This is a genomic window from Myxococcus xanthus (assembly GCF_013116825.1).
GTDB classification, from domain to species: domain Bacteria; phylum Myxococcota; class Myxococcia; order Myxococcales; family Myxococcaceae; genus Myxococcus; species Myxococcus xanthus_B.
Map to the genome: position 1 here is coordinate 47978 of NZ_JABFNS010000042.1, position 13147 is coordinate 61124.

Annotated in this window: 11 protein-coding genes; 9 read left to right on the top strand and 2 right to left on the bottom strand. The window is 70.3% G+C overall.

Translation table 11 applies throughout. The features are described from left to right. Positions 1-40 precede the first annotated feature (40 nt). Positions 41-1555 carry an Hsp70 family protein gene (locus tag HNV26_RS14695; RefSeq protein ID WP_171443299.1) on the bottom strand — a complete coding sequence of 505 codons (1515 nt, stop codon included), beginning with the start codon at positions 1553-1555 and terminating at the stop codon, positions 41-43. A 250-nt stretch (positions 1556-1805) separates the two neighbouring features. Between HNV26_RS14695 and HNV26_RS14700 the strand changes: the two genes are divergently transcribed. From HNV26_RS14700 to HNV26_RS14710, 3 genes are all read left to right on the top strand, one after another. After that, positions 1806-2555, top strand: a complete 750-nt coding sequence (locus HNV26_RS14700) for an AzlC family ABC transporter permease (protein ID WP_171443298.1) — start codon at positions 1806-1808, stop codon at positions 2553-2555. Continuing rightward, complete coding sequence (locus tag HNV26_RS14705; protein WP_171443297.1) at positions 2552-2860, top strand: AzlD domain-containing protein; 309 nt, start codon at positions 2552-2554, stop codon at positions 2858-2860. The genes HNV26_RS14700 and HNV26_RS14705 overlap by 4 nt, the downstream gene beginning before the upstream one ends. A gap of 153 nt (positions 2861-3013) precedes the next feature. Continuing rightward, positions 3014-3802, top strand: coding sequence for a pesticin C-terminus-like muramidase (locus tag HNV26_RS14710; RefSeq protein ID WP_366816871.1), 789 nt, complete (start codon positions 3014-3016; stop codon positions 3800-3802). A 146-nt stretch (positions 3803-3948) separates the two neighbouring features. On the opposite strand, the gene HNV26_RS14715 is transcribed toward HNV26_RS14710, so the two are convergent. Continuing rightward, positions 3949-5445 carry a sigma-54-dependent transcriptional regulator gene (locus HNV26_RS14715; RefSeq protein ID WP_171443295.1) on the bottom strand — a complete coding sequence of 499 codons (1497 nt, stop codon included), beginning with the start codon at positions 5443-5445 and terminating at the stop codon, positions 3949-3951. A gap of 219 nt (positions 5446-5664) precedes the next feature. On the opposite strand from HNV26_RS14715, the gene HNV26_RS14720 reads away from it, so the two are divergent. From HNV26_RS14720 to HNV26_RS14745, 6 genes are all read left to right on the top strand, one after another. Further along, positions 5665-6414: an OmpA family protein gene (locus tag HNV26_RS14720; protein WP_171443294.1), complete on the top strand. Its 750-nt coding sequence runs from the start codon at positions 5665-5667 to the stop codon at positions 6412-6414. 22 nt (positions 6415-6436) lie between these two features. After that, complete coding sequence (locus HNV26_RS14725) at positions 6437-6871, top strand: chemotaxis protein CheW (protein WP_163884324.1); 435 nt, start codon at positions 6437-6439, stop codon at positions 6869-6871. Between the two features lie 3 nt (positions 6872-6874). Next, positions 6875-7246, top strand: a complete 372-nt coding sequence (locus HNV26_RS14730) for a protein CrdC (RefSeq protein ID WP_171443293.1) — start codon at positions 6875-6877, stop codon at positions 7244-7246. Next, on the top strand, positions 7243-9030 hold the full coding sequence (locus HNV26_RS14735; RefSeq protein ID WP_171443292.1) for a methyl-accepting chemotaxis protein: 1788 nt from the start codon (positions 7243-7245) through the stop codon (positions 9028-9030). The genes HNV26_RS14730 and HNV26_RS14735 overlap by 4 nt, the downstream gene beginning before the upstream one ends. Then, positions 9027-10844 (top strand): methyl-accepting chemotaxis protein, encoded by a 1818-nt coding sequence (locus tag HNV26_RS14740; RefSeq protein WP_171443291.1) that lies wholly within the window; start codon positions 9027-9029, stop codon positions 10842-10844. The genes HNV26_RS14735 and HNV26_RS14740 overlap by 4 nt, the downstream gene beginning before the upstream one ends. Then, positions 10841-13147 (top strand): hybrid sensor histidine kinase/response regulator (locus tag HNV26_RS14745; RefSeq protein WP_171452815.1); only part of this gene is annotated, 2307 nt, incomplete at its 3' end. The genes HNV26_RS14740 and HNV26_RS14745, both read left to right, overlap by 4 nt.

The window sequence follows — 13147 nt, forward strand, 5'->3', positions numbered from 1 at the left end:
TGTCCGCGCATCCTCGCACGGCGACGTGCGTCACGCTGCGTTACGCGGAGCGCTTGGGTGCTCGCATGTCGCTGATGGCCAGCGGATGCCGGGCGCCCTGAGGGGAGACGAGCGCGGCGCCGAGGACGAAGTCCTGGCCCATGCGGAGCTCCAGCGTGGTGGGGCCCTTGTAGGTGGTGCGCCAGTCCAACTCGACGCGGACGGTGCCCAGCAGCTCGCGGTCCACGGTGGTGGTGTCCAGCGCCTCGAAGAGGGCGATGGAGAGCGGCCCGGGAATCATCGGCAGCTCCAGCGTCACGGACTTCGCCGCGGGCACGGGGGTGTTGGCGGGGATGACCTCGTGCTGCGCGCCGCCGGGGACCATGATGCTGATGGGCATGGGCACCACGTCCGCCAGGCCGGTGATGCCGCGCGCCAGGTTCCGGCCGAGGATGGCCGCGCCCACCGCGACGCCGAGCTCCGGGTTGACCTCCTTGTCGGAAGACATGCGCTTGAAGTGGGAGAAGCGCTGGCGGATGGCGGGCATGCGCGTCTGGCCGCCGACGAGGACCAGCTCGTCAATCTGGTCTGCCCTCAGCTTCGCGCGCTCGAGCACGTCGTCGCAGGCGGAGGCGGTGCGCTCGATGAGCTGGAAGGCCATCTCCTCCAGGCGCTTGCGGGTGAGCGTGTAGTCGAAGTCGATGAAGCCGCCGTCCTTCTGGGCGATGCACGGCACGCGGAGCACCGTGGCGTCGCGCTGGCTCAGCGCCATCTTCGCGGACTCCGCGGCGAAGACGAGCCGCTGCATCACCACCTTGTTTCCGCGCAGGTCGATGCCGTGCTTCTGCTGGAAGTCGTCCACCAGCATCTCCACGATGCGCTCGTCGAAGTTGGCGCCGCCCAGGAAGGCATCACCGCCGGTGGCCAGCACCTTCACCACCTTGTTCTGCACCGCGAGCAGGGTGGCGTCGAAGGTGCCGCCGCCCAAGTCAAACACCATCACCGTCTGCTCGGGGTTGCGCAGGTTGGCGTAGTAGAGCGCGGCGGCGGTGGGCTCGTTGACGATGGCGCGCACCTGGAGGCCGGCCTGCTCCGCGGCATGGCGCACCGCCGCGCGCTGGCGGCTGCTGGCGTGCGCGGGCACGGTGAGCACGCACTCGCGGAAGGGCGTGCCGGCGGCGTGGTTCGCCAACGTGTAAATCTGCTTGATGATGAGGTGCGCCACGTCCGTCAGCGACGTCTGCTTCCCGTACATCGTCACGGCCGTGTAGCCGTCCTCGGCCTCGACGAGCTCGAAGGCGTACTTGTCCTTGTGCTGGGTGACGTACTCGGACTGGAAGCGGCGGCCCAGGAAGCGCTTGGCGCCGAAGACGGTGTGGCGCGGGTCGTCAATGATTTGCCGGCGCGCGGCGTGGCCAACGAGGGCCTTGTCCGCCGCGTGGAACCAGACGACGGAAGGCAGCGTGACGCTCTTGTCCGTCACCGGAACGACACGAAGCTTGCCGGCCTTGTCGAAGAAGGCAGCGGCGGTGTTGGTGGTCCCGAAGTCGATGCCAAGGATGGAGCCCGTACTCATCGCCGCTGACTCTCCCACGTCCCGTGGGCACGTTCAGCCCCTGAAAATGTCTCGAGTACAGCGTGGGTGGGTCACTTGAAGCCCGGTTGCTCTTCGCTTCACTCCGCGGCGGCGGTGGGAGGCGACAGGCAGTAGAAATGTGTTGTTGGGTGGGCGCAGAGCGTACGCGGGGGCTTGCCGGCCCGAAGGCAGGGGCATCGAGGTCCGTGGCGGTGTTCGTCGTTGACCGGCCCGAGCCTTCGTTTCATGGATGCGCGCCATGGTCATGGGGCATGTGGATCGAACTCTGGTTCGGGATGTCGCGGCGATTGCCGCCGCCTCTAGCGTCATCGGGGCTTCGTTCGGCGCCATCTCGGTGGCGTCGGGATTGTCGGTGTGGGTCGCGTCGGCCATGTCCGTGCTCGTCTTCGCGGGCGGTTCACAGTTCATGGCCGTGGGGGTGGTGGCGGGCGGTGGCAGTCCCGTGGCCGCGGTCATCGCGGGGCTGCTGCTCAACGCGAGGCACCTGCCGTTTGGCCTGGTGATTTCGGACGTGCTGGGAAAGCACTGGCTCGTGCGGCTGATTGGCACGCACTTGATGGTGGACGAGTCCGTGGCGTTCGCGCTCGCGCAGCCCACGCCGGAGCGCCGGAAGGCGGCGTACTGGCTGTGCGGTGGGGCGCTGTTCGTGGGCTGGAACGTGGGCGTCCTCGTCGGCGCCCTGGCGGGAACGGCGCTGGGCAGCCCGGAGGCGATGGGGCTCGATGCCGCGTTTCCCGCCGGGTTGCTGGCGCTGCTGCTGCCGTCGCTGACCGCCCCCGCCAAGCCTCCGAACGTCGAGCCCGGTACCGCGGAGGGTGGGGGCGCGACCGCACGCGCCCAGGACGCCCGCGCGGCCGCTGCCCGGGCGCGCTGGGTGGCGGGGGGCGCGGTGCTCATCGCGCTCGCCACCACGCCGATTCTTCCCACGGGGGTTCCCGTGCTGCTCTCGCTGCTGGCGCTCGGGCTGGTGCTGCGATGACGCTGCTCCCCATCCTGGTTCTGGCGGCGGGCACCTATGCCTTCCGGCTCGCGGGCCCCCTGCTGAGCCAGCGCGTGCAGGTGTCCGCGCGGGTCCAGGGCCTGCTGTCTCTCTCCGCGATTGCGCTGCTCACCGCGCTGGTGGCCACGGCCACGCTGACGTCGAACGGGGGCTTCTCGGGCTGGGCACGTCCGGCAGGGGTGCTCGCTGGCGCTGTGCTGGCGTGGCGGAAGCTGCCCTTCGTCGTCGTGGTGGTGGGGGCCGCGGGTGTCACAGCTTTGTTGCGAATGTCAGGAGTGAGTTGAGTTCGGGCTAAATCACGCACTGCGGCTTGATGAAGGGTGATGTGGGTGGCAGGCTCCACACTGTTAGTCGAATTTTCCCGGACTCAGTGAGGGCTTGCCATGACTGGAATCGATCGCTCTTCGTCTTCAAGAAGCTCCCAGCGGGAATCGCGGGTGTCTGGAGGGGACTCCGCCCGCGGCCTCCGGAATGAGACGAACCGGCGCGAGGACGCGCGGCAGCCCGAGCAGAACAAGGCCAAGGGCTATTCGGTGAAGGACGGCTGGGATTCGCGGCCCGCCCACGCGGCGAAGCAATCGCAACCGGCGGTCGAGGCCCAGGCCGTGGCTGCGGAGGGCGAAGTTGCCGCCGCGACGGAGCCGGACGTCGACTGGGACTTCATCGCCGAGCAGGAGGGCCGGGCGGTGCAGGATGGCTATGTCCCGGATGCCACGGGGAGCAAGAGCGGCGTCACCGTGGGCACAGGCGTGGACCTGGGCGCCCGGGACATGAACGATTTGGACCGGTTGGGGCTGTCGGACGCGCTGAAGACGAAGCTGGAGCCCTACCTGGGCAAGCAGGGCCAGGACGCCGCGGACTTCCTGGCGGAGAACCCGCTGAACCTGACGGCGGAAGAGGTCAAGGAGCTGGACCGGGCCGTGAAGGGTGAGGCGCTGGACAACGTGGTCAATGAGTACAACACCGAGGTCGAGCGCCTGAACGCCGCGGACGGTGGCAGCCGGCCGAAGTTCGCGGAGCTGCCGCGGGAGATGCAGACGGTGATTGCCTCCGTGGGCTTCCAGTACGGCTCGCTGAAGACGGCCACGCCCAACTTCTTCGCGCAGGTGACGGAGCAGCGGTGGGACGACGCGAAGGCCAACCTGGAGGACTTCGGTGACCGCTATCCGTCGCGCCGGGGCCGCGAGGCGGATCTGCTGGGCGAGGGCATCGCGACCCTGAGCTGAGCCCGCTGCGGCCAACACGGCCCGGAGCGCGGCGGAGACGCCGAGGCTCCAGGCCTGCGCCCGCAGCGCGGGAGCCGCCGGGCTGGAGCGGCACGCGTTCGCTTTTGCGCGTCTGGAATTGCTTGGCGGTAATGATTGTCAGGCCATCAGGATTCGCTCTGTCCGCGGCGTAGGCCCAAGGCCTTCATCTTCTTGTAGAAGTGACCACGTTCCAGGTCGAGCAACCGCGCGGCTTCCGTCACGTTGTCGTGTGTATGGGAAAGCACGTGCTGGATGATTTCCCGCTCGGCGTCTTCCACCTGCTCGCGGAACGTCCGGTCCGCACGCGGCCGGAAGCCCACGGGCGCGGGAGGCTCGGTCGCCACCGGGGCGGCGATGGCGGGCGCGGGCGTACTGGACGCCAGGACCACGGCCGCCTCGGGAGAAGGAGAGGGCAGGGGGCTCGCGGGCGTCTCCACCAGTGCGGGCGGCGGCACGTTCCGGCCCCGAGGCAACAGCTCCAGCGCGTCTGTCCGGGTGACGATGGGGCCTTCACACAGGATGGCCAGCCGCTCCACCAGGTTGCGCAGCTCGCGCACGTTGCCGGGATAGTCGTAGGCGCTCATCACCGCCAGCGCGTCGGGGGACAGCGTCAGCGGCCGGCGTCCATTCTTGGCGCAGGCCTCGTCGAGGAACGTCTTGATGAGGTCCGGCAAATCTTCGCGCCGCTCACGCAGCGGCGGCGAATGAATCTGCACCACGTTGATGCGGTAGTAGAGGTCCTCGCGGAAGCGCCCGGCGGCAATCTCCGCCTCCAGGTTCTTGTTCGTCGCCGCGACGACGCGCACGTCCACCTTGTGCGTCTCCGCGCCGCCCACGCGCTCCAGCTCGCCTTCCTGCAACACGCGCAGCAGCTTGGCCTGCATCGCCTGCGGCATGTCGCCAATCTCGTCCAGGAAGAGCGTGCCCTCGTGGGCCAGCTCGAACTTGCCTCGCCGCACGCTCACCGCGCCGGTGAAGGCGCCCTTCTCGTGGCCGAACAGCTCGCTCTCGATGAGCTCATGCGGCACCGCGGCGCAGTTGAGCTTCACGAAGGGCTGTCCCTTGCGCTTCGAGTGCTGGTGCAGCGCCCGCGCGATGAGCTCCTTGCCCGTGCCGTTCTCACCCGTAATCAGCACCCGGCCCTCGGACGGCGCCGTGCGCTGGATGAGCGAGAAGATGCGCTGCATGGCCGGTCCACTGCCGACCATGTCGTAGCGGCCCAGCTGCGCCCGCAGCTCCTGGAGCTCCGCCATGGCGGCCTGGTGCTTGAGCACGTTGCGCAGCGCCACCAGCAGCCGCTCCCGGGCGATTGGCTTTTCCAGGAAATCCCTGGCCCCCAGCTGGGTGGCCTTCACCGCGGTGTCGATGGTGCCGTGCCCGGACATCATGATGACGGGCAGCTCCGGCTTCAGCTCGGTCAGCTTGGCCAGGGCCGTGAGGCCGTCCATGTCCGGCATCTTCACGTCCATCAGCACCGCGTCCACGGGACGGGCGCTGACGACATCCAGGGCCACCTGCCCGCTGTTGGCCAGGTGCGTCTGATACCCCGCCAGTTGGAGTGACTGGCTCAGGGTGAGGAGGATGTTCTTCTCGTCATCGACGATGAGGACAGAGGCGGGCATGGCGGGCTTTCCCCGAGGCGAGCCGCGGGGCGCGCCACACGCGGGTCAATCGTGACAATCTCACGGAAAATATTTGGAGATTCAAGGGTTTCGACGATGGGGTGGGGTGTCCTGCGCGGGACAAATGTTTTGACTCACCCCCTCCAGTGAGACTACACGCCAACGACTACACCCCGCGGGCGCGGGCGCGTTTTCGACTACAGAATTCTGGAGGAAATAATGCGTCAGATTTCCCTTTTGGCGGGGCTCTCCCTCGCCGTCGCCATCATGGGCGGCTGCACCCCTTCCTATCCGAAGTGCAACGAGGACGAGCACTGCGCGGAGAAGGGCGAAGTTTGCGTCCAGGGCCAGTGCCAGGAGTGCGCCACCGACGCCAACTGCCAGGAGGGTTTCACCTGCCAGGCGAACAAGTGCGCCCCCAAGCCGCCTGAGTGCACCACGGACAGCGCCTGTGGCAGCGGCCGCATCTGCGAGGCCGGCAAGTGCGCCGAGGCCCAGTGCCAGCAGGACACCCAGTGCCCCGGCGGCGGCAAGTGCGAGTCCGGCCGTTGCCAGGTTCCCGAGAACACCTGCGCGTCCAGCACTGACTGCGGCGAGGGCCAGGAGTGCCAGGCCGGCCAGTGCGTGACGGCCTCCGCGGAGCGCTGCGACTGGAGCCCCATCGCGTTCGGCTTCAACGAGTCCGGCCTGTCCGCGGACGCGCAGCAGCGCCTGTCCGACCTGGCGCAGTGCATGAAGACGGCGCCGGGCCGCGTCACCCTGGCGGGCCACGCCGACGAGCGCGGCACCGAGGAGTACAACCTCCAGCTCTCCAACCGCCGCGCGGCGTCCGTCAAGCGCTACCTGACGGACCTGGGCGTGCCGGCCAGCCAGCTGGGCACGGTGGGCTATGGTGAGACCCGCCCGGTGAACTCCGCTTCGTCCGAAGACGCGTGGTCCGAGAACCGCCGCGTCGAGTTCCAGCGCTAGTCTGAGGTAGGCTGCGCGTGTGATGGCCGTCCAAGAGCCGGAAGCGCGTCAGTCCTATCTCGTCTTCGCCTGTGGCAGCAGCTGGTATGCGGTACCCGCGGAGAGCGCGGCGGAGGTCGTGACCTTCCCCGAGCTCACGCGGGTGCCCGGCGCTCCAGCCCACCTGCTGGGCGTGTTCGCGCACCGGGGTGAAGTCATCCCCGTCGTGGACATGGGCCTGCTGGTGGGCGGCGTCAGTCAGGGTTCCCGAAGGGCGGTGCTCGTCCGCCTGCCGCGTGGGACCCTGGCCCTCACGGCCAGTACGGTGGCCGGCGTCTCCCCGGTGACGGGCACGCTGGAGCCCCTGGGCCCCACGGGCGTCCATGTCCACCTGCGAGGCCCCGCCAAGAGCGGCCCCCGGGACGTGGCCGTCATCGACCCGGAAGGGCTCTTCGACCACCTCAGTCAGGGGACCTGAGTCATGGATCCGCCGGGCCACGTCCGGGGAATGCTCCTGTGCCATGCCGGTCCCCACCGGCTCGCCTTCCATGCGCACGAGGTGGCCTCCATCACGTCGCCCTCCGGGCACGCGGCGGCCTCCGCGCGCCGGGCCTTCCATGAGACGGAGGGGTCCGCCCGCGTGCTGGTGTCCGCCTCGGGCGGGGCAGTGGGCGTGGACGCGCTGGAAATCGACGCGGAGCCGCACCGGGTGCTGCCCGCGCCGCCGGTGACGGTGCGCGCGTCGGGGGGCAGCCTCCAGGGCTTCGTGATGGCGCGAGGCGCGCTGTGGCCCCTCGTGGGACTGGCGGACTTCGAGCGCTTCCTGCGCGGGCATCCAGGGGAGGGGGCATGACGGTGCCCGGGGGCATGAGGGGCCTGGCGCGGTGGACCGCGCGTCCCGCGTTGTTGGGCAGTTCCATGGGCACGGTGCTGGTGCTGCTGCACTGCCAGCTCACCGGCACGGTGCCCGAGGGCACCTGGGGGCCCTTCCTGCTGCTGGTCGGCCTGGCGCTGTCGCTGGCGCTCTGGTTCACCGGCGTCCATGGAAGGCGCGCGCTCCGGGTGCTGTACGCGCTGGGCGAAGGCCGGCTGCCATCCACACACGAGGCCCTGCTCAAGGCGCTGCTGGAAGCGCGCTCCTTCCCGGAGCGGAGCTTCGCCTTCGTCCTTCAGTGCTGGCTGTTGGCCTCGCTGGGCGTGGCGCTCGTCTTCGTTCCGCTCGTCGGCGGGACATGGATGCTGGGGATGCGGCTCGCGCTGATGGGCCTGTTCCTGGGGCCGCTGAGCGCGCTGTTCGTCTACCTGATGGTGGCTCGCCGCGCCCGCAAGGCGGTGGAGTTGGTGGCGGCCGAGGGACTGTCCCCGCTGGAGGTGGTTGCCACGGCGCCGCCCCGCCGCCTGCACATCCGCCGGCGGATGGTGCTCTTCACCGCCATCGCCGTGCTCAGCCCGTCCTTCTTCATCCTCGACGCGTCGGTGACGCGGGTGATGGACGCGGTGGATGCGATGGTGGGCGCGCCAGCCCATGTGCAGCGCGACGTGGCGGGACAGGCCAGTGAGACGAGCGGGCTCGCGGTGGCTGGATTGGTCGCGGTGCTGGTGATGATGACGGCCTACGTGGGCGGCGCCGTCATCGCCGAGCCGCTGCGCTCCATCACCGAGGACGCCACGCGCATCGCCCAGGGCGACTTCCGCCCGCCGCGCATCATCGCCGCGGAGGACGAGGTGTGGGCCACCTCCGCCGCCTTCGCGCAGATGCAGACGCAGCTGGGGCAGGCGCTGGCACAGCTGCGGCGCGCGGGCCTCCAGATTTCCACCACCACCGAGCAGTTGGTGGCCACGTCCGGTGAGCAGGAGTCCGGCGCGGATGAGCAGTCCGCGTCGCTCAACGTGACGAGCGCCACCACGGAGGAGCTGGCTCGCTCGGCGCAGCAGATTGCCGGCAATGCGGAGTCGGTGTCCGCCATCGCCGAGACGACCTTCGCCGCCGCGCAGACGGGGCAGCGAGGCGCCGCCGCCTTCCTGGGCGCGATGCAGCGCATGAAGGAGGACAACCAGGCCATCGCGGACGCGGTGGTGCGGCTCAACAAGCGCGTGCAGCAGATTGGCAAGGTGGTGGAGTTCATCAACGAGATTGCCGACAAGTCCGACCTGCTGGCGCTCAACGCCGAACTGGAAGGCACCAAGGCGGGCGAGGTGGGCCGCGGCTTCTCCTTGGTGGCCGCGGAGATGCGGCGCCTGGCGGAGAACGTCATCCGTTCCACGAAGGCGATTGAACAGCTCATCGCGGAGATTCGCGATGCGACGCACGCCGCGGTCATGGCCACCGAGGCGGGGTTGAAGACGACGGACGCGGGCACGGTGCTGGCCGCGCAGGTGGACGAAAGCCTGAGCCTCATCCTGGAGCTGGCCCGGCAGACGTCCCACGCGGTGCGCAGCATCTCCCTGGCCACGCAGCAGCAGCAGACGGGGACGGACCAGCTGGCGGCCGCCATGGGCGACATCCTCCGCGTCACCGAGCAGAACTTCGCGGCCACCAAGCAAATGGCGGCGGCGAACGCCGACCTGTCCACCCTGGCGCGTGATTTGAAAGACGCGGTGGAGCGCTTCCACGTCGGGCCGGGAGGTGACGCGTGAGCGCGCAGAAGCCCCCCAGACGGGCCTCCTTCAGCCGGCACCTCATGGCGCCCGTCCCGCTGGCCAACCTGGTGGGCGCGGCGCTCAGCCTGCGCTTCGCCTCGCTCACCCTCGCCGAGCCGCTGGCGGGCCGGATGGGTTTGATGGGCATCCTGGGCGGTGCGCTCTGCGCGACGGCGCTGGTGTCGGGGGCCGCTGTGTCCCTGGGCCGGCAGCGCACCCTGCGCGGGCTGGAGCGTGGGGATGTGCCCACCACGCCGCAGACGTTGGCGTCGGCGGTGGCGGAGGTGACGCGCGCGCCGGACGAGGCCTTCCTGGGGTCGCTGGGACTGTGGCTGGTCACCACGCTGGCCCTGGGCGCGTGCATGTGGCTGGGCGTGGGCGTGGAGTTGGCGGTGGCCGCTCGCATCGCCGCGCTGGGCCTGCTCTTCGGGCCGTTGACCGCGCTGCTCGTGTACTGCCTGGTCGTGCTTCGTTCGCGCAAGGTGGTGCTGTGGCTGGCGGAGCTGGGCATGACGCACGCGCAGCTCATCGAGGCCATGCCCCGGCGCGCGGAGCTGCGTGCGCGGCTGGCGGCCTTCGCCTTCGTGGCGGTGATGACGCCCGCGGTGCTGTCCGCGCAGCTCGCGTCGGCGCTGAGCAACCACATCTTCACCCGGCTCATGGCGGAGCGGGACGTCAGCCGTCAGGTGATGTTGGCGCAGGAGCTTCGAGTCGAGGCGCTGACGCAGGGCGGAGGGCTGGTGCTGCTCGTCTTCGCGCTGGCGCTGACGGCCGCCTACCTGGGCGGCACCATGCTGGGGCGGCCCCTCCGGGAGCTGTCGCGCGAGGCGAAGCGCATCGCCGAGGGGGACCTGGCCAGCCCGCGCGTGGTGCCCGCGGAGGACGAGGTCTGGGACGTCTCCGCGGCGTTCACCACCATGCGCGTGCATCTGGCGGACGTGATGTCGCAGTTGCAGCGCGCGGGCGCGCAGATTTCGGCGACCACGGAGGAGATTCTCACCACGTCGGGACGCTACGAAGCGGGCGCCACGGAGCAGGCCAGCTCGCTGGACGAGACGAGCGCCACCACGGAGGAGCTGGCGCGTTCGGCGCGGCAGATCGCGGAGAACGCGGGCTCGGTGGCGGAGATTGCACAGCGCACGCTGGGCGCGGCGCAGCAGGGGCAGGGGAGCGCGGAGGCCTTCCTGGGCTCCATGGCGCGCATGCGCCAGGACAACGGCGCCATCTCCTCCGCCGTGGTGCGGCTCAACAAGCGCGTGCAGCAGATTGGCAAGATCGTCGAGTTCATCAACGGCGTCGCCGACAAGTCGGAGCTGCTGGCGCTCAACGCCGAGCTGGAGGGCACCAAGGCCAGTGAGGTGGGCCGGGGCTTCTCGCTGGTGGCCGCGGAGATGCGGCGGCTGGCGGAGAACGTGCTGGAGTCCACGAAGGAGATTGAGGGGCTCATCGAGGAGGTGCGGGAAGCCTCCGCCGCGGCCGTGTCCGCCACCGAGGGCGGCGTGCGCGCGGTGGAGACGGGCACCACGCTGGCGCAGCAGGTGTCCGAGTCGCTGCGGCAGATTGTCGACCTGGCCGGGCAGACGTCCTACTCGGTTCGCAGCATCTCCCTGGCCACGCAGCAGCAGCAGATGGGCACCGACCAGCTCGCCGACACGATGGCGGACATCCTCCGCATCACCCAGCAGAGCCTCAACGCCACCAAGCAGGTGACGACGGCGAACACGGACCTGCTCGTGCTCGCCAGGGACCTGCAGGGCGTGGTGGAGCGCTTCCAGATTGGCCAGGAGCCGCTGGGGGAGGAGGGCGGGTGACCCCGAGCGAGCGCCTGCTCAGGCAGTTCCGGGACCTGGTGACGGTGCGCCTGGAGCGCATCACCCGGTCCTTGATGGAGCTGGAGTCTGGCGCCAGCGCGGAGGCGGGGCGGGGCGTGCTGCGAGAGCTGCACGGCTTGAAGGGTGAAGCCCGGATGATGGGCTTCGATGACGTCAACGCGCTGGTGCACGAGATGGAGGAGTTGGTTCGCAGCACCGAGCCCTTGCGCTACGCGCTCTCCCCCGCGTCCACGGATGCGCTGCTGACCACGGTGGACGCCGTGCTCGTGTTCTCCGGGACGCAGGCCGCCGATGAGCCGCCGCTCGCGGTGGAGCGGCTCGTCGCGTGGTTGCAGGAGTGCGTCCGCTCCGAGTCGGTGCGGCTGCCGCCCGGAAATCTCGCGCCGGCAGAAGGCGCCCCCGCGACTCCGGAGGCCGCTGGCCGTGTAGGCGCCCAAGGTGGTCCCCACTCCGCCGCGCAGACGAACCCGGGGGCTTCTCCGGGGCGGCTGTTGACGGTCCCCGTCGCGGAGGGGGGCCGGCCTCACGTGCCCTCACCGGGCCGGAGCGCGATGCCGAGCCTCGTCTCTCCGCAAGCCTCTGGCGCCGCGGCGTCCTCCGGCGCGGGAGCCCGGGCGGCCTCCTCGGCTCCGACGGCGCAGGGGGCCAACGGCCTCACGGCGCCCCGGCAGCCCGAGTCACGTCCGGACACCGCGGTGCGCATCGGCGTGGAGAGCCTGGACCTGCTCACCAGCGCCGTCACCAACCTCACGCAGGTGGCGCGTCGCCGGGAGCTGGCCAATGCCCGGCGCCTGGCCCTGGCCCGTGAGTTGAGCCAGCTTGCCCGCGAGGCGGAAGACCTGGGGCCCGCGGGCGCCGCGTTGGCGGCACGGTTGGGCTCCGCCAAGGAGATGGCCGCGGTCCTCCACCGCGAGTCGAAGCTGCTTTCCAACGCGGAGCTGCGCGACCTGGGCATGTTGGTGGAGGAGGTGCAGACGCTGCGCATGTTGCCGCTCTCCGTCCTCTTCGAGCCCTACCCGCGCATGGTGCGCGACCTGTCCCGCGCGCTGGGCAAGGAGGTGGAGCTGGTCGTCGATGGCGAGGACACTCGCGCCGACCGCGCCGTCGTGGAGGCGCTTCGCGAGCCGTTGATGCACCTGGTCCGCAACGCCCTGGACCACGGCCTGGAGACGCGGGTGGACCGCGTCACGGCGGACAAGAAGCCGCGTGGCTGTCTCACGCTGCGTGCCGCTCGAGAGGGCAACCGCATCAACCTCCGTGTCGAGGACGACGGCATGGGCGTGGACCCCGTCCAACTCCGCAAGGTGGCCGTGCGCAGGGGGCTGTTCGACGAGAGCGCCGCCAACGCCCTGTCGGACGCCGCGGCCCGCGAGCTCATCTTCCTGCCGGGCTTCACCTCGCGGGACGTCGTCACCGACCTGTCGGGCCGGGGCGTGGGGTTGGATGCGGTCCGCACCTCCATCCAGGCCCTGGGCGGCGACGTCGGGGTGGAGTCTGCACCGGGCTGGGGCACCATCTTCGAGCTGCGCGTCCCCGTCTCCCTCACCGTGGCCCCGCTGCTCTTCATCCAGGTGGGGACGGAGACGCTGGCCCTGAGCGCCACCCATGTCTCGCGGGCGCTGAAGGTGGACTCGGCGGACCAATGCGAGGTGGCCGGCCGCCCGTCGCTCCTGGTGGAAGGCCGGGTCCTGCCGCTGGCCCCGCTGTCGTCACTGCTGGGGCTGGGGCCTCCGCGGCCCGCTCGCGAGGGTGAGCTGGCCCTGGTGGTGAAGAGCCAGAGCGGCGCGGCTGCGCTGGTGGTGGACCGCGTCCTGGAGGAGCGGGTCCAGGCCATCCTCCCCCTGAAAGGCATCCTGGGCCGCTTCGGCCACCTCACCGGGGCCACGTCCCTGGCGGATGGGCGCCTGGCCATGGTGCTCTCGGCGGCCTTCCTCACCGCCAGCGCTCACCAAGGCAATGCCTTGCCGCGTCCTCCCCCATCGGTGGAGCCCGGTCCCGAGGCCCGGCGGCGCCGCATCCTGGTGGTGGACGACTCGCCCCTCACCCGGGAGCTCATCGCCAACCTGCTGGAGGCGGTGGGGTACGACACCGTCATCGCCTCGGACGGCGCGGAGGCCCTGGAGGTCCTGGAGTCTCATCCCGTGGACCTGGTCGTCACGGACCTGGAGATGCCGGGGGTGAACGGCCTGGAGCTGGCCCGGCGCCTGAAGGGGCACCCCGTCCATTCGAGGCTCCCGGTGGTCATCCTCACCACCCGGGGGGGGGAGGAGGACCGGCGCTGT

What these genes read in the sequence shown, in the direction of transcription:
- HNV26_RS14695 (WP_171443299.1), bottom strand. Translation starts at nt 1,555, where the DNA reads ATGAGTACGGGCTCCATCCTTGGCATCGACTTCGGGACCACCAACACC.
- HNV26_RS14700 (WP_171443298.1), top strand. Translation starts at nt 1,806, where the DNA reads ATGCGCGCCATGGTCATGGGGCATGTGGATCGAACTCTGGTTCGGGAT.
- HNV26_RS14705 (WP_171443297.1), top strand. Translation starts at nt 2,552, where the DNA reads ATGACGCTGCTCCCCATCCTGGTTCTGGCGGCGGGCACCTATGCCTTC.
- HNV26_RS14715 (WP_171443295.1), bottom strand. Translation starts at nt 5,445, where the DNA reads ATGCCCGCCTCTGTCCTCATCGTCGATGACGAGAAGAACATCCTCCTC.
- HNV26_RS14720 (WP_171443294.1), top strand. Translation starts at nt 5,665, where the DNA reads ATGCGTCAGATTTCCCTTTTGGCGGGGCTCTCCCTCGCCGTCGCCATC.
- HNV26_RS14725 (WP_163884324.1), top strand. Translation starts at nt 6,437, where the DNA reads ATGGCCGTCCAAGAGCCGGAAGCGCGTCAGTCCTATCTCGTCTTCGCC.
- HNV26_RS14730 (WP_171443293.1), top strand. Translation starts at nt 6,875, where the DNA reads ATGGATCCGCCGGGCCACGTCCGGGGAATGCTCCTGTGCCATGCCGGT.
- HNV26_RS14735 (WP_171443292.1), top strand. Translation starts at nt 7,243, where the DNA reads ATGACGGTGCCCGGGGGCATGAGGGGCCTGGCGCGGTGGACCGCGCGT.